The sequence below is a fragment of the Paenarthrobacter ilicis genome (genome assembly GCF_016907545.1).
Classification (GTDB): domain Bacteria; phylum Actinomycetota; class Actinomycetes; order Actinomycetales; family Micrococcaceae; genus Arthrobacter; species Arthrobacter ilicis.
Genome location: NZ_JAFBCD010000001.1, coordinates 1,533,432 through 1,550,343, shown reverse-complemented (window position 1 = coordinate 1,550,343; position 16,912 = coordinate 1,533,432). Strand labels below are relative to the sequence as shown.

The 16,912-nt window shown below is 63.3% G+C and carries 13 protein-coding genes; 6 read left to right on the top strand and 7 right to left on the bottom strand.

The window, feature by feature from the left end:
• The first annotated feature begins 9 nt into the window (after nt 1–9).
• Together JOE60_RS07130 and JOE60_RS07125 are read left to right on the top strand one after the other, a co-directional pair.
• Nucleotides 10–3,978 (top strand): Pls/PosA family non-ribosomal peptide synthetase, encoded by a 3,969-nt coding sequence (locus tag JOE60_RS07130; protein ID WP_204814863.1) that lies wholly within the window; start codon nt 10–12, stop codon nt 3,976–3,978.
• Between the two features lie 12 nt (nt 3,979–3,990).
• Nucleotides 3,991–5,334 (top strand): M1 family metallopeptidase, encoded by a 1,344-nt coding sequence (locus tag JOE60_RS07125; protein WP_167264921.1) that lies wholly within the window; start codon nt 3,991–3,993, stop codon nt 5,332–5,334.
• Here the strand turns inward: JOE60_RS07125 and JOE60_RS07120 are convergent.
• From JOE60_RS07120 to JOE60_RS07100, 5 genes are all read right to left on the bottom strand, one after another.
• On the bottom strand, nt 5,331–5,969 hold the full coding sequence (locus tag JOE60_RS07120) for a 4'-phosphopantetheinyl transferase family protein (protein WP_167264920.1): 639 nt from the start codon (nt 5,967–5,969) through the stop codon (nt 5,331–5,333). The two genes, JOE60_RS07125 and JOE60_RS07120, sit on opposite strands and share 4 nt — an antisense overlap.
• A 227-nt stretch (nt 5,970–6,196) precedes the next feature.
• Entirely contained in the window at nt 6,197–7,063 is an 867-nt protein-coding gene (locus JOE60_RS07115; protein WP_167264919.1) for a trypsin-like serine peptidase, read from the bottom strand.
• 183 nt (nt 7,064–7,246) lie between these two features.
• The gene (gene pheT, locus JOE60_RS07110; RefSeq protein WP_167264918.1) at nt 7,247–9,790 is read right to left on the bottom strand and encodes a phenylalanine--tRNA ligase subunit beta; all 2,544 of its coding nucleotides are present in this window, start codon (nt 9,788–9,790) and stop codon (nt 7,247–7,249) included.
• Nucleotides 9,791–9,792: 2 nt separating this feature from the next.
• A complete protein-coding gene (pheS, locus tag JOE60_RS07105) occupies nt 9,793–10,854 on the bottom strand; it encodes a phenylalanine--tRNA ligase subunit alpha (RefSeq protein WP_167264917.1) in 1,062 nt (353 codons plus the stop codon).
• 120 nt (nt 10,855–10,974) lie between these two features.
• A complete protein-coding gene (locus tag JOE60_RS07100; RefSeq protein ID WP_239528833.1) occupies nt 10,975–11,820 on the bottom strand; it encodes an LppM family (lipo)protein in 846 nt (281 codons plus the stop codon).
• Between the two features lie 114 nt (nt 11,821–11,934).
• On the opposite strand from JOE60_RS07100, the gene JOE60_RS07095 reads away from it, so the two are divergent.
• From JOE60_RS07095 to JOE60_RS07085, 3 genes are read left to right on the top strand one after another with little or no spacing between them, the layout of a single operon-like run.
• Nucleotides 11,935–12,375 (top strand): hypothetical protein, encoded by a 441-nt coding sequence (locus tag JOE60_RS07095; protein ID WP_167264916.1) that lies wholly within the window; start codon nt 11,935–11,937, stop codon nt 12,373–12,375.
• Nucleotides 12,376–12,383: 8 nt separating this feature from the next.
• Nucleotides 12,384–13,013, top strand: a complete 630-nt coding sequence (locus JOE60_RS07090; protein ID WP_167264915.1) for an SIMPL domain-containing protein — start codon at nt 12,384–12,386, stop codon at nt 13,011–13,013.
• 43 nt (nt 13,014–13,056) lie between these two features.
• A complete protein-coding gene (locus JOE60_RS07085) occupies nt 13,057–14,157 on the top strand; it encodes an Rv2578c family radical SAM protein (RefSeq protein WP_167264914.1) in 1,101 nt (366 codons plus the stop codon).
• A 12-nt stretch (nt 14,158–14,169) separates the two neighbouring features.
• Here JOE60_RS07085 and JOE60_RS07080 read toward each other — a convergent pair whose 3' ends face one another.
• Complete coding sequence (locus JOE60_RS07080) at nt 14,170–14,610, bottom strand: (deoxy)nucleoside triphosphate pyrophosphohydrolase (protein ID WP_167264913.1); 441 nt, start codon at nt 14,608–14,610, stop codon at nt 14,170–14,172.
• Nucleotides 14,611–14,745: 135 nt separating this feature from the next.
• On the opposite strand from JOE60_RS07080, the gene JOE60_RS07075 reads away from it, so the two are divergent.
• Complete coding sequence (locus tag JOE60_RS07075) at nt 14,746–15,954, top strand: MFS transporter (protein WP_167264912.1); 1,209 nt, start codon at nt 14,746–14,748, stop codon at nt 15,952–15,954.
• Nucleotides 15,955–15,982: 28 nt separating this feature from the next.
• Here JOE60_RS07075 and JOE60_RS07070 read toward each other — a convergent pair whose 3' ends face one another.
• Nucleotides 15,983–16,909 carry a cation diffusion facilitator family transporter gene (locus JOE60_RS07070; protein ID WP_167264911.1) on the bottom strand — a complete coding sequence of 309 codons (927 nt, stop codon included), beginning with the start codon at nt 16,907–16,909 and terminating at the stop codon, nt 15,983–15,985.
• Nucleotides 16,910–16,912: the final 3 nt, after the last annotated feature.

Below are 16,912 nucleotides of genomic sequence, written 5' to 3'. Positions count from 1 at the left end.
GGTAATGCCGTGAGCACAGAACATCCCGTGGGGGCCGGGCCGACGCCTGCCCTGACCACATACCGCCCCCAGCTGCCCGGCGGCGACGCAGCACCCGCAGAGCGAACGCTCTTGGACATCCTGATGGACACGGCGGAGTCCTACCCGGAGGCTTCGGCCCTGGACGATGGCCAGAAATCCCTGAGTTACACCGAACTGCTCACAGCTGTGCGCTCGTTTGCGCTCCGGCTCAATGAGTCCGGCCTGGGCCATGGGGACAAAATCGGAGTCCGGATACCGTCAGGGACAAACCACCTCTATGTTGCGATCCTCGGTATCCTTGCCGCGGGTGCCGCCTACGTTCCGGTGGATGCCGACGACCCCGAGGAGCGGGCGCGGCTGGTCTTCGGTGAAGCCAAGGTGGCAGCGGTCATCGGCGCCGGCCTGGCCATCCAGACCACTGGCTCCCTCCGGCCGTCCGTTTCCCCTGAATCCCCCGGCCTGGAGGACGATTCCTGGATCATCTTCACTTCCGGCTCCACGGGAACACCCAAGGGTGTAGCCGTCAAACACCGGTCCTCCGCTGCCTTCGTTGACGCCGAAGCCCGGATCTTCCTCCAAGCCGAACCGATCGGCCCACAGGACCGCGTGCTGGCGGGCCTCTCGGTGGCTTTTGATGCCTCCTGCGAGGAGATGTGGCTCGCTTGGCGGCACGGTGCCTGCCTGGTTCCCGCACCGCGGGCGCTGGTCCGGACCGGGATGGACCTGGGTCCCTGGCTCATCAACCACGGCATCACCGTGGTTTCCACCGTTCCCACCCTTGCAGCGCTGTGGCCTGCAGAGGCCCTTGAGAACGTCCGCCTCCTGATCTTCGGCGGTGAAGCCTGCCCACCCGAACTGGCTGAGCGCCTGGCCGTTGACGGACGCGAAGTGTGGAACACCTACGGTCCCACCGAAGCAACGGTGGTGGCCTGCGCTGCCCCATTGGGCGGCCCGGGTCCCGTCAGGATCGGCCTGCCCCTGGACGGGTGGGACCTGGCGGTGGTTGATTCCGACGGCGTGCCGGTGGCCGAAGGCGGGATTGGCGAATTGATCATTGGCGGAGTTGGCCTGGCCCGCTACCTGGACCCGGCCAAGGACGCAGAGAAATACGCCCCCATGGCCACGCTCGGCTGGGACCGCGCCTACCGCTCCGGTGATCTTGTCCGCTTCGAAGCTGAAGGCCTTGTGTTCATGGGCCGTGCCGATGAACAAGTGAAACTGGGTGGCCGCCGCATAGAACTGGGCGAAATTGATGCGGCCCTGCAGTCCCTCCCCGGCGTGGCCGGCGCAGCAGCGGCCGTTCAGACAACCGCTGCCGGCAACCAGATCCTGGTGGGATACCTGGCCCCGGCCGACAGCGCAGGACTGGACGGCACCGGACTGGATTTGGAGGAAGCGCGCCGCCGACTCGGCGAGAGCCTGCCGGCTGCGCTCATTCCCCTGCTCACGACGGTTGAGTCGCTGCCCACCAAAACCAGCGGCAAGGTGGACCGGCACGCCCTCCCCTGGCCGTTGGCCGGGGGCTCGGCCAAAGAGACAGACGGCGCGCCGCTGAACGTGGCAGATGACGCCCGCTGGATTGTTGACCAGTGGGAAGCAGTCCTGGGCAGCCCGGTCAGCTCCCTGGATGCCGACTTCTTCGCTTATGGGGGTGGCTCCCTGGCAGCAGCCCAACTCGTGTCGGCGCTGCGGGTCCGCTACCCCACCATCACCGTTGCCGACATTTATGCGACGCCACGGATTGGTGCGCTGATCGAGGCAGCACGACTGTCACTTCCCGAGGGGGTGCTCCCGGGTCCGGCCGCAGAACGTACCGTGCGGCCCACCGCATTGAAGTCCCGGGTTTTCCAAGTCCTCATGGGCGTGCCGTTGCACATCCTGGTGGGGATGCGGTGGCTGACCTATCTCATGGCAGCGAACAATCTGCTGGCAGCCCTTGCCGGGTTTAGCGCTGCACCCGTGATCTCCTGGTGGTGGGTGGCCGCGTCCTGGTTGATCTTTGTCAGCCCACTGGGCCGGATGGCGATTTCGGTTCTTGCCGCGCGGATGCTTCTTGGCCGGATCACGCCTGGAACCTACCCCCGCTCCGGCAAGACCCACCTGCGGCTGTGGCTCGCCGAACAGATCCAGGACCTCTCGGGCGCAATTGGCCTCGCCAGCGCCCCGTTCGTTCCGTACTACGCCAGGGCGTTGGGTGCCCGGATCGGGCGGGACGTGCATTTGCATTCCCTGCCGCCTGTCACAGGTTTGCTCTCCTTGGGCAGCGGAGCGAACATCGAGCCCGAGGTTGACCTTTCCGGCTGGTGGGTGGACGGCGACTCGGTGCACATTGGCGCTATCCACGTGGGCGCCGGGGCGATTGTGGGCGCCCGAAGCACGCTGATGCCGGGTGCGACCATCGGCGCAGGAGCGCACGTCGAAGCAGGGTCCGCCGTCCTCGGAAAGGTCAAGTCCGGCCACATGGTGGCAGGTTCTCCTGCGGAACGGCGCGGCAAAGCCAAGCACGACTGGCCAGAATCAGTGCCCCAACGCACCATGGTGGACAGGCTGTGGTTGTGGGCCTTCGCCAGCGCCTCCGGCCTGCTGGGTCTGATCCCCTTTGCCTCGGCGGCGGTGGCAGCCTTGGTGGTCCTGGCATTCATCCGGGGACACGACTCGCTGGGGTCCGCTGCTCCACAGATTGCCATGGCGGTTCCGCTGGCTGCCTTGGTGTGGTTCTTTGGGAACCTGGTGCTCATCCTTGTAGTCGCAAGGCTTCTTGGGCTGGGCCTGAAAGAGGGCTATTACAGGGTGCGCAGCAGGGTTGGTTGGCAGGTCTGGGCCACCGAACGGCTGCTGGACATGGCAAGGGATCTGCTCTTCCCGGTCTATGCGAGTCTGTTCACTCCCGTGTGGCTCCGGTTGCTGGGCGCGAAGGTAGGCAAGAACGTGGAAGCATCAACCGTTCTCCTGGTCCCCAAGATGACCACCATTGGCGATGGCGCCTTCCTGGCCGACGACACCATGGTGGCCTCCTATGAGCTGGGCGGTGGGTGGATGAAGATCGCACCGGCCAAGATCGGCAAAAGGTCTTTTTTGGGCAACTCCGGTATGACCGCTGCCGGTCGCAATGTACCCAAGAATTCTTTGGTGGCCGTGCTTTCCGCCACGCCGGCCAAAGCAAAGTCGGGCACCTCCTGGCTGGGCAGCCCGCCGGTCAGGTTGCGCCGCACCGCCGTCGACGCCGACCAAAGCCGCACGTTCCGGCCGCCGCTTAAGCTCAAGGTGGCCCGCGCCCTGTGGGAATTATGCCGCCTTGTACCGGTGGTCCTTACGGTGTCCATCGCCGTAGGCGTGATGCTGGTCCTGGATGCGGTGGCCCATGGATGGGGTTACTGGGCGGCGGCACTCCTGGGTGGAGTGGTGATGCTGGGTGCCGGAGCCGTAGCAGCGCTGAGCTCAGTGATCGCCAAATGGGTTTTGGTAGGAACCATCAAAGCCGGAGAGCACCCCCTGTGGAGCTCGTTCATTTGGCGCAACGAGGTAGTGGATACCTTCATTGAGATGGTCAGCGCCCCGTGGTTTGCCCGATCAGCTGCCGGTACGCCGGCGTTGGTGTGGTGGCTCCGCGGACTGGGAGCCAAGATCGGTCGCGGTACCTGGTGCGAAAGCTACTGGCTCCCTGAGGCCGACCTGGTGACGTTGGGCGAAAATTCAACAGTCAACAGGGGATGCGTGGTCCAAACCCACCTGTTCCACGATCGCGTCATGAGCCTGGACACCGTGACGCTCGGAAACGGTGCCACCATGGGCCCGCACGGCGTCATCCTGCCCGCCGCAACCATCGCCGACGGCGGAACAGTTGGACCGGCTTCGTTGGTAATGCGCGGCGAAACCGTACCCGCCGGTACCTACTGGATGGGAAACCCGGTCAGCCCCTGGGCGGGACCGTCAGCACAGGCGCCCCGTCTGAAGTAGATTGGACGGACCATGACCCTCCCCACCTCCCCTCCCGTGACCTTTGCAGACCCCTACACCCTGAATCATGGAAGTACCAGCTACCGCGTTGACCGGTACGAGCTTGAGCTGGATGTCAGATTGGGCAGCAACAAGCTGATCGGCAAAGCAGTCCTGCGGTGCACGGCCCTGGAAGCCATGACGCAGGTGGTGTTGGACCTGGTGGGACTGCGGGCAACCAAAGTGCAGCTGGACGGAAAGAAGGTCCAGAAGTTCAGCCACCGTGCTGAACACCTGGTCCTCAGCCCTGGTTCTGCCCTCCGGGCCGGCCAGGAGTTCGTGGTGGAGATCCGTTACGACGGCAACCCGGGCCCGCGCCGCGGCCTGTGGGGTGACGTGGGGTGGGAAGAGCTCACGGACGGCGTACTCGTTGCAGGCCAACCCAACGGCGCTGCGTCCTGGTTCCCCTGCAACGACCATCCGCGGTTCAAGTCGAGCTACCTGATCTCGGTCACGACGGATGACGACTACCGCCCGGTGTGCAACGGGAAGCTGCTCTCCCATTCACGCAAATCCAGCCGTGAAACCTGGGTGTATGAGCAGACCGAGCCGATGGCCACTTACTTGGCCACGGTTCAGATCGGCCGGTACTCGCGGGTTGCTTTGAACACAGAAGGAGCCCATCACCGGGTCCCGCAGTATGTTGCCGTTACTCCGGGCATGGCGATCGAGGCCCTGGAGGGCCTGGAACGCCAGCCGGATATGATGCGCACTTTTGAGGACTGCTTTGGACCGTACCCCTTTGGCGACTACACCTCCGTGGTCACTGAGGACGACCTGGAAATTCCGCTGGAGGCCCAGACGGTCTCAATCTTCGGCCGCAACCACATGCGCGCGTCCTGGGAAGCCCAGCGCCTGATCGCCCACGAGCTGTCCCACCAGTGGTTTGGCAATTCGCTGACGGTCAGCACCTGGAAGGACATCTGGCTGCACGAGGGATTCGCTTGCTACGCGGAGTGGCTGTGGTCCGAGGAATCCAGGACCATGACAGTGCAGGCCCGCGCCACTGCGGCTTGGAAGAGGCTCGACGCCGGACCGCAGGATCTTCTGGTAGGCGATCCCGGCCCCGAGCTGATGTTCGATGACCGTGTCTACAAGCGTGGAGCCCTTGCCGTCCATGCCGTGCGCCTCGCCGCCGGAGACGAAGCGTTCTTCGCCTTCCTGCACCATTGGACTGCCACCAACCGATTCGGTTCGGTGTCCACGCACGCCTTCATCAAGGCCATGGATTCGTTCATTGCGGGCTTTGACGCCGGCGCGATCCTGCGTCCGTGGCTCTACGAGGCAACTTTGCCGCCCTTGCCTGCAGCCCGCTAGCCGACAGCCAGGGCGGCAACCAGACCGTCGGGCAGCTCTTTCTCAGTGACATCCCGCAGGCCGGGCAGGTCCAGCACGTCCACCCCGGACGGCTTGGTGCGGAGGCCCTCCCCTGTCATCTTGAGCCATGCCTCTTTGCGCGCCCACAAGCCAGCGCGGTGGGACAGTGCGTCCCGGTCCGGAACCGTCGCCAGGAATCTCTTCTCGTTGTCAGTCAGGGCAACGTCGTCAAAGCCATCGAAGCCAACCCGGGATATGGCTTCCAGGTCCACTCCCAGCCGTAGGCCGTCCGCTGGATGGACGACGCCGGCCAGCAACACCCAGCCCGACGCACGGGACGCACTGAGCGCCAAGGGCGCCGGGCCGCCGTCGAGCAGGAACCCTGGGCGGCCATGGTCCTGGCCGGTGCCGCACTGCGGGCAGTGAAAGTCCGGCGTGAGCCGGGCCGGCTCTATATCAAGAAGGGATGCGGCGAAGTGCCACAAGGCGATCCGCCCCGAGACGAACTCGTCCGTGTCTTTGGGATTGGCGAAGCGGAGGGCCCGTCGATGGGCGGCCACTCCAACGTCCAGGAGTCCTTCCCGCAGCTCCGGAACGCTGTCCAGCCCGCGCAGCTCAAGCACCGGGCTATCCATCGCGACCTCCCCCGTTCTACTTTGGAACCATCATCGCTGTTCACGACGGTCACGGCCAAGTAACCTCAACGTCTGATGATGACACACCGGGAACGTTTGGCTGCCCTTCTGTCCATTATGAATGACAGCGACATGGAGGCCTCCTTCGACAGGAAGCGCCGTTCCCCGCAGCCATGTGGGCTGCGGGGAACGCGAGGGATAGCTTTTGTCTGGCTACTAACAGCTGGCTACTTAACAGAGGTCAGGTAGTTGGCCAGCGTGGGTGTGATGCGGGTGCCTGAATTAGAGCTGCCGCCGTTGGTGTGGATGGCCACGATGGTGTTGGAGCTGTTGTAGACAGGGGCGCCGCTTTGGCCACCATAGGTGTCCATTTTGTAAAAGACCTTCTCCGCCTGGGTGCTATCGATTGCGCCCGTCATTGACCACATGGTGCCAAATGCCTTATCCCCCGGGTAGCCGCGGACCGTGGTGCTGGTTCCGTTCAGGCTGGCGGTTGTTCCTGCATAGCTCAACCAACCGGTGGTGTTGCCGATGGTGCAGTCCAGCTTGATGACGCCCCAGTCGGCGTTGGTGTTGGCCGAATCGATCCATCGCTGATCGGTCAGGAGCTGGGTGGCACCGCACGTCCCGTAGGGGTCAGTGGAACCGTTCCGTCCGGGTGCCACTTTTACGCCCCAGGAGTAGTCTGCGGTTGAACCGGTGCCCCCTTCGTGAACGCAGTGCCCCGCCGTCAGAACGGTGTCAGCGGAGATGAGTGCGCCGGAGCAGATGTAGCCGCCATTGAATTCAATCTGAACGATGGAACGGTTGGGGGCGGCGGTGGTGTTGGTGATGCGGACCCGACCATCAGCGCCGATGACCGAGTCTGTGGAAGCGCCGCCATTCTTGGTGGGCGCGGCAATGGTGTACCTGTCAGCCAGTGGGGATGCAGCCGATCCCGACGTCTGCGTCTTGTCCACTGTGTGGGATACGGGCTGGACCTCCGCACTAACTGCTTGGGGCGACGACTCTGACGCCATGGCAGCTCCACCGAGCGAGGACGTCAGGGCCATTACTGCTGCCCCGACAAGCACAGCGACGTTCTGCTTCTTCATGGATACCTTTCAAAGGACGGTTCCGGGAACCGCGCGATAGATGTGATACACATGCTTCACATGTGTATGACAAAACTGTCATACACATGTGAATAGTATGTCAATATGCCGGGAGTCCAATATCAACAAAAAAGAAGATCCCCGGAACCTGGTGGTTCCGGGGATCTTCAATCACAAGCCAGGTCAGCGCTGGACAGCTCCGAAGCGCTCGGCTGCAACAGCTACGGCCGCCGCACGGGCTTCTGATGCTTCATCCGCCGTCAGTGTCCGGTCGTTGGCACGGAAACGCAGGCCGAACGCCAGGGACTTCTTGCCGTCCTCGATTCCAGCTCCCGAGTACACGTCAAACAGGGCAACGTCTTCAAGGAGTTCTCCGGCCCCTTCGCGAAGGGCCGCCAGGACCTGATCCGCTGGCACATCCTGCGGGACTACCAACGCAACGTCCTGGGTTGCCACGGGGAAACCCGAGATGTTCTTGGCGACGATCACATCTGCGGACGCCTCGAAGAGGGCCTCCACGTCAAGCTCGACTGCCACCGAACGCGCCGGCATGTCATGGGAGGCGAGAAGCTTCGGGTGAAGCTCCCCCGCGAATCCAACGACGTCCCCGCTACGGAGTGCAAGCTGGGCGGCCCGGCCCGGGTGGAACGCCTGGTGGCTTCCCTGGCTCACCACAAGCTCCACGCCCAGTACATCTGCCACCAAGCGGGCGACATCCAGGGCATCCGCCCAATCCCAGGCTCGCGGCGTATGCGTCGCGGCTGCCGGGGAGTCATGGCCGGTCAGAACTGCTGCGATGTGCAGCGGCTGGTGAGGGACGCCGTCGTACAAGCCGTCAAGTACCTCATCAGAAGGCTTGACGCCCAGCGGCGGAATGGACTCCGTACCCAGCTTCTCCCCCGGCAGGAACACCGAACCGGCCTCGAACAGGGCCAGGTCACGGAACCCGCGGGAGTGGTTGCGGCGCGCTACTTCGATGAGTCCCGGAAGGACTGAGGTCCGGAGGTAACCGTGTTCCTCGCTGATCGGGTTGGCAAGCTTCAGCGCAGTGCGGGCAGCGCCCTCTTCCGCTACGCCGAAGGTGTCGTTGGCGGCCTTCGTCACGAACGGGTAGGACAGCACCTCGGTGAGGCCCGCATCCGCGAGCGCCTGGACAACCCGGCGCTTCTGCTGCTGGCTCCGGCTCAAACCGCGTCCCGGAGGGGCGACGGGCAGAGTGGAGGGGATCTGGTCGTAACCCACCAAACGGGCGACTTCCTCGGAGAGGTCTTCCTTGGTTTCCAGATCGTTGCGCCAACTGGGAGCCGTGACCTTGTAGCCCGAAGCGGATTTTTCCACTGCTGCCCCCAGGTCCTCAAGGGACGTGGTGATCTGCTGCTCAGTGAAGTCGATGCCGATCCGGGCGGAGGCGAACTCTGCGGGGAGATCGATGGTTACAGGGGCAGGCGCGGTTCCGACGTCGGTTCCGGCGTCGTCTGCCGTTCCACCAGCGAGCTCCACCAGCAAGTCCACTACCCGCTGGGCAGCCTTGTGGGCGACGTGCCAGTCCACACCCCGCTCGAAGCGCTTGGACGCCTCGGATGGCAGCTTGTGGCGACGGCGCGAACGCGCAATCGACACCTCATCGAAGTGTGCCGCTTCCACCAGGATGTTGGTAGTGGAATCGGACACCTCGGTGTGGGCACCTCCCATGACGCCGGCAATGCCAATCGCGCCGGAATCATCAGTGATCAGCAAGTCCTCGACGTCGAGCTTCCGTTCCTTGTCATCAAGGGTGGTGATCTTCTCTCCGGGCACGGCGCGGCGGACCACGATGTCGCCCGAGAGCTTGTCCAGGTCATAGCAGTGGTTGGGCTGGCCCAGCTCAAGCATCACGTAGTTGGAAATATCCACCGGCAGGGAGATGCTCCGGATCCCGGCAAGGCGTAGACGGGAGGACATCCACGGCGGTGTGGGCCGCGAGGGATCCACGCCACGTACAGTGCGGACAACAAAGCGATCGCAACCCTGTTTGCCGTAGATCGGCGCGTCGTCGTTAAGCTTCACGCCGTAACCACCCTGGAGGGTGGACGGAGCGTTGACCTTCGACGCCGGATCGGTGAACCCGGTGCCGGTGGCGTGGGCGTACTCGCGGGCAACGCCACGGATGGAGAAGGCATAGCCCCGGTCCGGAGTGACGTTGATTTCCGCGGCCTGATCGTACAAACCCAGGAGTTCCATGGCGTCAGTGCCGATTTCCGGGTCCAGTCCGATGCGGGACAGGACAAGGATGCCGTCGTGGTCATCGCCGATGCCCAGTTCACGGACCGACGCAATCATGCCCGCGGAAAGGTGACCGTAGGTCTTGCGCGCCGAGATCTGGAAGTTGCCGGGCAGGACAGCTCCCGGAAGGGTGACAACCACTTTGTCGCCCTCAACAAAGTTGTGGGCGCCGCAAATGATGCCCTGCACACCGGAAGGATCAATGCCCTCGCCGGTGAGGGTCTGCTCCTGCCCTTCAGGAACAACCCGGACCTGGCACCAGTTGATGGTCTTGCCGTTGGTTTGCGGCTCCTTGACCAGGCTCAGGACCTGGCCAACCACCACCGGACCGGAAAGCTGGTCCGTGGGGCGGTGGACGTCCTCTTCTTCGAAGCCGACCTTGACCAGGTCCGCCATAACGTCTTCGGCCGTTGCATCGGCCGGTACCTGCGCGAATTCACGCAACCAGGAAAGTGGGATACGCACTGTTAGATCTCCATCCCGAAGTGCTCGCTGAAACGTACATCGCCTTCGATCATGTCGCGCATATCGCCGACCTCGTTGCGGAACATGAGCGTACGCTCAATGCCCATTCCGAAGGCAAAACCTGAATAGACGTCCGGGTCGATCCCGGCAGCCCGCAGAACGTTGGGGTTGACCATGCCGCAGCCGCCCCATTCGATCCAACGCGGCCCGCCCTTGGCACCCGGGTGCCAGATGTCCAGTTCCGCTGAGGGTTCCGTGAACGGGAAGTAGTTGGGGCGCAGGCGGATGGAGGCCTCATCGCCAAACATTTGCCGTGCGAAATGCTCCAGGGTGCCGCGGAGATCGGCCATGCTGAGGTTCTTGTCGATCGCAAGGCCCTCGAACTGGTGGAAGACAGGAGTGTGCGTGGCGTCCAGTTCATCGGTACGGAACACCTTGCCCGGGCACAGCACATAGATGGGAACTTCCCGCTCCAGCATGGAGCGCACCTGGACCGGTGAGGTGTGGGTGCGCATGAGCAGGTGCGCTTCGGGGGGCTCCACGAAGAAGGTGTCCTGCATTTCGCGGGCCGGGTGGTCAGGCTTGAAGTTCAGTGCATCGAAGTTGAACCATTCCGATTCCACTTCCGGGCCCTCGGCAATTTCCCAGCCCATGCCAACGAAAATGTCCGAGACACGGTCCTGCAGCGTGGACAGCGGGTGGCGCGCACCTGCACGGCGGCGACGCGGTGCGGCGGTGACATCCACGGTTTCTTCCAACAGAATCCGGGCATCGTTTTCGGCCTCAAGAACCACCGTCCGTGCTGCGAGCGCCTGGTTGACCCGCCCACGCGAGGAACCCATGAGCTTGCCGGCGGCCGCTTTGTGCTCTTTGGCCAGCCCACCTATTTCACGGTTTGCGAGGCTTAACGGCGACTTCTCGCCCGTGTGGGCGAGGCGCACGGCCTTGAGTTCTTCGAGGGAGGAAGCGGCCGCGATCGCGGCAACAGCGTCCTCGACGGCAGAATTTATGGCGGCTTCATCCAGCGGATTCGGGATGTCGGCGCCTGGCAAAGTGTCAGTCATCTACTGTTCTTAGCTACGAGTTGGGAGCGGCCGGCGGGGCAGGCTGCAAAACAAAGGAGTAGCACCCACCGCGAACGGCGGGCACTACTCCTCAGTCTAGTTGAAGCTCACAAGCCGCTCTTAACCCACGGGCGGGTTGCTGCGGTCCTGACCGTCGTCGCCCTTCGGACCTGGCTGCGTCCCACCCGGCTGCGCCGGCGGCGTGAACCCCTGCTGGGCCGGCGGAACATCGCCCGCCTGATCGGGGCCATAACCCTGCGGCGCGAGGGACCCGTCGCCTGCAACTGCAGGGGCTGCAGCCTTCTTCCTCCTGAGCAGGACGAGGAAGAGGACGAGAGCCGCGGCCACAACCACCAGGGCCACCAGGGCCCAGATGATCCACTGCGGAATTCCGGCATTGGCCTCTGCTTTGGCCATGACAGTGGTTTCCTTGATGGACAGCATGTCGAACGTAGCCGTGTTGCCATCAACCTTGGCGCCGTTGGCTTCCACCACCTTGCCGGGGAACGTAAAGGTGACGGAGGCTTCGTCGAACATGGACTTGGCCATGCTGGACGCCTGGGGATCACCGCTGTCCGCTCCCGTCACGCCGCCCATGGACAGGACGTAGAAATCGCCCTCCTTCTTCAGCGAGAAGGGATTCTCGGAACTGGATGACTCCGCCAGCTTGGCCGGATCAAGGTTGGCAGCAGTGATGCGCTTGCCCTTGTACTTCTCGTCTTCGTAGTCAACAACGGTTGCGCCCTCCGGGACGTCCATTTGCTGGCTGCCGCTGCCGTTGGATTCCATGAACTCGTCAAAGGACTTATCGCCCAATACTGACTTCTGGATCGCGTAAACAACCTCGTAGTCGACGCTTTTTTCATTATTGACCTTCACTGACATATTGAGCTTCACGCAGCCCGTCAGCGCGATCATGATGGCCAACAGGACACCCACGGTGCCCATCAGGCGTTTCGCTTTCATTCGTCTTCTTCCCCCATTGAGATTCCGGTCCCGCCGGAGCGCCGGGACCGTGTGCCCGAACAGCGTACCCCGCAACCTGCCCTGGGCCTCCGGCAGTAGGGTTAGCATGGCCACATGACTCCCCTCCAGCGCTTGCGGCAGATCATCAACATCGTGAATCTGTCCACGCCGCTGGGTTTGGCAGTGGCGGCGGCTGCGCGGACCACGGTGTCCAAGGGTCCCCGCGGGTTGCTGATCGCCGCGGGGTACCGCTGGAGATTCCCGGACGCAGGCGCTTTCACCGTTGGCAATGTGGTCATTTACAGGGCGCCGCATGAGGTGGCCGGAACCAGCGCCGTCCTGTTGGGCCACGAGGAACGGCACAGCACCCAGTACGCCTACTGCCTTGGCCTGCCATTTCTGGCTCTCTATGGGCTGGCCGCCCTGTGGTCGACTTTCCGAAGCGGCAATCCGGGAACATCGAACTTCTTTGAACGCCAGGCCGGCCTCTCAGCCGGCGGTTACCCCAGCCCTGCACACCGCCCCCCCGGCTCCGCCGCCCAACCTACAGAATGAGGCCTGACATGAACCGGACCATCACCGTCACTGGTACGGCCAGCGCAAGCGCTGCCCCCGATCTGGTCACCCTGACGTTGGGAGTGGAGACCCGGCGTGACACGGCAGCAGAAGCATACGCCGACGCCGGCACAGCAGCTGCCGCCGTCGCCGCAGCAGTCCGTGCTGCGGGAGTCAGCGACAGCGATCTGCGGACCAGCGGCCTCAACCTCAGGGCCGATCTGCTCTGGGTGGAAGGCCAAGGACAACGGGTGTCGGCCTATATTGCCACCTCAACCCTCCACGTTGCCGTCCGCAGGCAGGCTGACGCTCCCGCCGTCATCTCCGCTGCCGTGGCTGCAGGCGGGGATGACATCAGGATCAATGGGATTGAGCAGGGTTTTGCCGATCCCTCCCGTGTTGTCCTGCGAGCACAGGAGGCAGCCTGGGAGGACGCCGTTGCACGTGCGGAAAAGTATGCGGCACTGGCCGCCTCGACGCTGGGCACCGTGGTCTCCATATCGCAACAACCGGCGCATTCCTCACCGGTTCCGTTGGGCGGGATGGTCAGGGCCTCCATGGCCACCGAGTCACTTCCGGTGGAAGCCGGTGAGTCGTCGGTAGCTGCCAGCGTTGTGGTGGTGTGGGAACTGTCCTGATGGGATCTTGACAAAAATTCGAACATATATTCGAATGGAGTCCATGAGATGGGACGCACAAGCACTTTCGCCCAAGCGCGGACCGGAGGCCGGGACCAACGGCAGCGGAGCTCCAGGCCCTGCCCCGGCCGCGGATGCTCTGTTGCCCCTGGCCGGGCTTGTGCGTTCCATTTCAACTCCTGAGTTCTCCGGAGTCACCTTCCATGAGGTCACCGCCAAGTCAGTGCTCAACAAGGTGCCTGCGGGGTCTGCCATGCCCTTCGAATGGACCGTGAACCCTTACCGGGGATGCAGCCATGCTTGTGTTTACTGTTTTGCCCGTAAGAGCCACACGTATCTGGACTTCGATGCCGGCAGGGACTTCGATTCCCAAGTGGTGGTAAAGATCAACGCGGCCGATGTCCTGCGCAAGGAACTGGCCAAACCTTCGTGGACCCGGGCCCAAGTGGCACTGGGTACCAACACGGACCCTTACCAACGCGCGGAAGGCCGCTACTCGCTGATGCCCGGAATCATTGAGGCACTGGCCGATTCCGGAACGCCTTTCTCCATCCTTACCAAAGGGACGCTGCTGGGGCGGGACATTCCTCTGCTGAAGCATGCCGCTGCGCAGGTTTCCGTGGACCTTGGAATTTCTTTGGCCATGACCAACGAAGATCTCGCGCAGTTGATAGAACCGGGCACACCCTCGCCCAGGGCGCGCCTGAAGCTTATTTCCCGTCTTCGGGACGCCGGTCTGGGGTGCGGCGTCATGGCAATGCCCATCCTGCCGTGGCTGACCGACTCGGACGAGGCATTGGACTCCCTGTTTGCTGAGCTGGCCCAGGCTGGTGCCACGGGTATCAGCGCGGGTGCGCTCTATCTCAAACCAGGAACCAGGGAGTGGTTTATGACCTGGCTGGCTGCCGAACATCCCGAACTGGTGGGAAAGTACCGCCGCCTTTACGGGAAGGGCTCCTACGCGTCCAAGGAGTACGGCATCTGGCTGTCCGGCCGGGTGAACCATTTCAAAGCAAAGTACGGTTTTTCCGGCACCTCGGGTTTCAGCCACCGCAATGCCCCACGTCACGGCGCCTCGGCCCAGGCGTCCTCCCCTGCGGTGGCGGGCCCGACTCCGGCCCCGGGCCAGGAAACGCTCTTCTAGAAGAGCGCTCAATCACTCGTGGGCAAGAACGCCCACATGGGCCAGCAGCGCCCGGACAATGGGCAAGTCCGCGGGGATCCACCGAAGGCCAAAGACCTCGTCCGCGTCCTCCAGCGACACCCAACGCAGCTCATCGTGGTCTTCCAACGGCGCCGGATCTCCGGACAAAACTTCAGCGAACCACACCCTCATGGAAGCGCGATCGTTGAGCGTCCATCCCGTGGGGTTGCCTGATTCAAGTTCCGCGCCAAGGACAACACCGATTCCCAACTCCTCGGCGAGCTCACGGTGCAGCGCTGATTCCGCGGCCTCCCCGGCTTCAACCTTCCCTCCGGGAAATTCCCACATTCCAGCCAACTGCGGGGGCGCTGAGCGCCTCGCGGCGAGAAGGCGTGCGGGGGCTTCCAAGGAGTCGACGACGGCGGCGCCCACGACGTTGATCAGTGCAGTCACCCCGCCAGTGTATTGCGGATCAGGCATGGGCATGGTCACAAAGCCATGCCAGGGGACCCAACCGGGGACTAAGCTTGTTATCGGATTTTCTCGACTCTTCCCGGGCCCCCCCGGAACCCCTCACGAAGCAGGCTTATGACTACCACCATGTCCCAACCCGCCACGGCGAAGTCGGCCAAACGTCACCTTGGCCTGGCTATCCTGGCGCTGGCCATGGGTGGCTTTGCCATCGGCACCACGGAATTCGCCATGATGGGACTGCTCAAGGAAGTGGAACAGGGCCTGGGCATCAGTACCCCTGAGGCAGGCAACCTCATTTCGGCCTACGCCTTGGGCGTCGTCATAGGCGCTCCCCTGTTCGCAGCTTTCGGCGCCAAGCTGCCCAAGAAGCACCTGGCCCTGGGACTCATGCTTTTCCTGTCCCTGGCCAACCTCACGTCTTTCTTCGCTCCGGATTACGGCCTGATGCTGGTGTCCCGCTTCGCTTCAGGCCTCCCCCATGGTGCGTTCTTCGGCGTCGCTGCTGTTATTGCCGCAGGGCTGGTGGCCCCCACCAAGCGCGGGTGGGCCATCTCCATGGTCATGGCCGGCCTCACCGTCTCCAATGTGATCGGTGTGCCCGTTGCAACCTGGGTGGGGCAAACCTTCGGGTGGAGGCTCCTGTTCATCATTGTTGGCTCCATTGGCCTGGTGACAGTGGCGATGATCTGGAAGTTCGTTCCCTTTGAAGCTGCCCACCCGGATGCCAGCATCCGGCGGGAACTCGGAGCACTGAAACGGCTCCAGGTGTGGCTCGCATTGCTGATCGGAATCATCGGTTTCGGTGGCTTCTTTGCCGTCTACACGTATATCGCCCACACCATGACCTCCGTGGCCGGGATTTCCGAGAACCTCATACCGGCCGTTGTGGCGCTGTATGGCCTTGGCATGGTGGCCGGCAACATCATCGGTGGCCGCATAGCCGACAAGTCCGTGATGGGCACCATCTACTGGGTGATGCCCGGCATTGCTGTGGCCTTGGTGGTTTACGCCATCGCCGTGCACTGGGCGTGGGCTGCGTTCATCATGGCGTTCGTTGTGGGCGGAGTGGGTTCCATGCTCACGCCCGCCCTGCAAACCAGGCTTCTGGATGCCGCCCCGGGCGCCGCATCACTTGCCTCGTCCCTGAATCACTCAGCGCTCAATATCGCCAACGCCCTGGGCGCCTTCCTCGGCGGCACAGTAATCGCCTGGGGATGGGGTTACGTTGCTCCCGCACTGGTGGGCGCGGTCCTGGCTATCCTGGGCCTGGGCGTTGCGCTTATCAGCGGCCTCCTGGAACGCAAGAGGCCCTTGGTCCGTTAGGGCCTGCCGGGAGTTAAGCCGGGGGAAATCAGGGCGTCGGTGCCTGCGCGCGTTCGATATCCGGCTCCAGGTAGATGACCCGCGCGATCGGGACTGCCGCGCGGATCCTTTGCTCGGCGTCGTCAATTCCCTGCGCGATTTCCTGGCCCGTTTCCGAGGCGCCCATGGAAATTTTTGCCGCTACCAGCAACTCTTCCGGGCCCAGGTGCATGGTCTTGAGGTGGATGATGTGGGTGCCGTCCGCCTGGATGGCCTCGGTGATCCGCTGGACATCTTCCTTGGTTGCTGACTCCCCCAGGAGCAGCGACTTTGTTTCCATCGCCAAGACCACCGCGATGGCCACGAGCAGCAGGCCAATCATTGCAGTGCCGAAGGCGTCCCACACACCATTGCCGGTCACCAAGGTCATGCCCACGCCGAAGAGCGCAAAGAGCAGGCCAAGCAGTGCTCCGAAGTCCTCAAGGAGGATCACGGGCAACTCAGGCTGCTTGGCGTTTCGGACGAACTTGACCCAGGACTGCTTGCCCCGGATGTGGTTCGATTCGATGATTGCCGTCCGGAAAGAAAACCCTTCAGCCAGGATCGCGCCCGCCAGGACAGCCAGGGGCACCCACCAGAAATCCCCCTCAATGCCGTGGGGATCATGGAATTTCTCGTACGCCTCATAGAGGGCGAAGAGGCCACCCACACTGAAAAGAACGATCGAAACAATAAAGGCGTAGATATACCGTTCCCGGCCGTACCCGAAAGGGTGCTCAGGGCTTGCTGCGCGCTTGGAGCGTTTGCCACCGATCAGCAACAGGACCTGATTGCCTGAGTCCGCCACGGAGTGGATGGCCTCGGCGAGCATGGATGACGACGCCGTGAGGAAGAACGCAAGGAATTTCAGGACAGCAATGGTCAGGTTGGCGGCCAGGGCCGCCACAATCGCTTTGGAACCGCCACCAGCAGCCACGAC

Coding starts and splice junctions, on each gene's coding strand:
- JOE60_RS07125 (WP_167264921.1), top strand. CDS start 3,991: ATGACCCTCCCCACCTCCCCTCCCGTGACCTTTGCAGACCCCTACACC.
- JOE60_RS07120 (WP_167264920.1), bottom strand. CDS start 5,969: ATGGATAGCCCGGTGCTTGAGCTGCGCGGGCTGGACAGCGTTCCGGAG.
- JOE60_RS07115 (WP_167264919.1), bottom strand. CDS start 7,063: ATGAAGAAGCAGAACGTCGCTGTGCTTGTCGGGGCAGCAGTAATGGCC.
- pheS (WP_167264917.1), bottom strand. CDS start 10,854: ATGACTGACACTTTGCCAGGCGCCGACATCCCGAATCCGCTGGATGAA.
- JOE60_RS07100 (WP_239528833.1), bottom strand. CDS start 11,820: ATGAAAGCGAAACGCCTGATGGGCACCGTGGGTGTCCTGTTGGCCATC.
- JOE60_RS07095 (WP_167264916.1), top strand. CDS start 11,935: ATGACTCCCCTCCAGCGCTTGCGGCAGATCATCAACATCGTGAATCTG.
- JOE60_RS07090 (WP_167264915.1), top strand. CDS start 12,384: ATGAACCGGACCATCACCGTCACTGGTACGGCCAGCGCAAGCGCTGCC.
- JOE60_RS07085 (WP_167264914.1), top strand. CDS start 13,057: ATGAGATGGGACGCACAAGCACTTTCGCCCAAGCGCGGACCGGAGGCC.
- JOE60_RS07075 (WP_167264912.1), top strand. CDS start 14,746: ATGACTACCACCATGTCCCAACCCGCCACGGCGAAGTCGGCCAAACGT.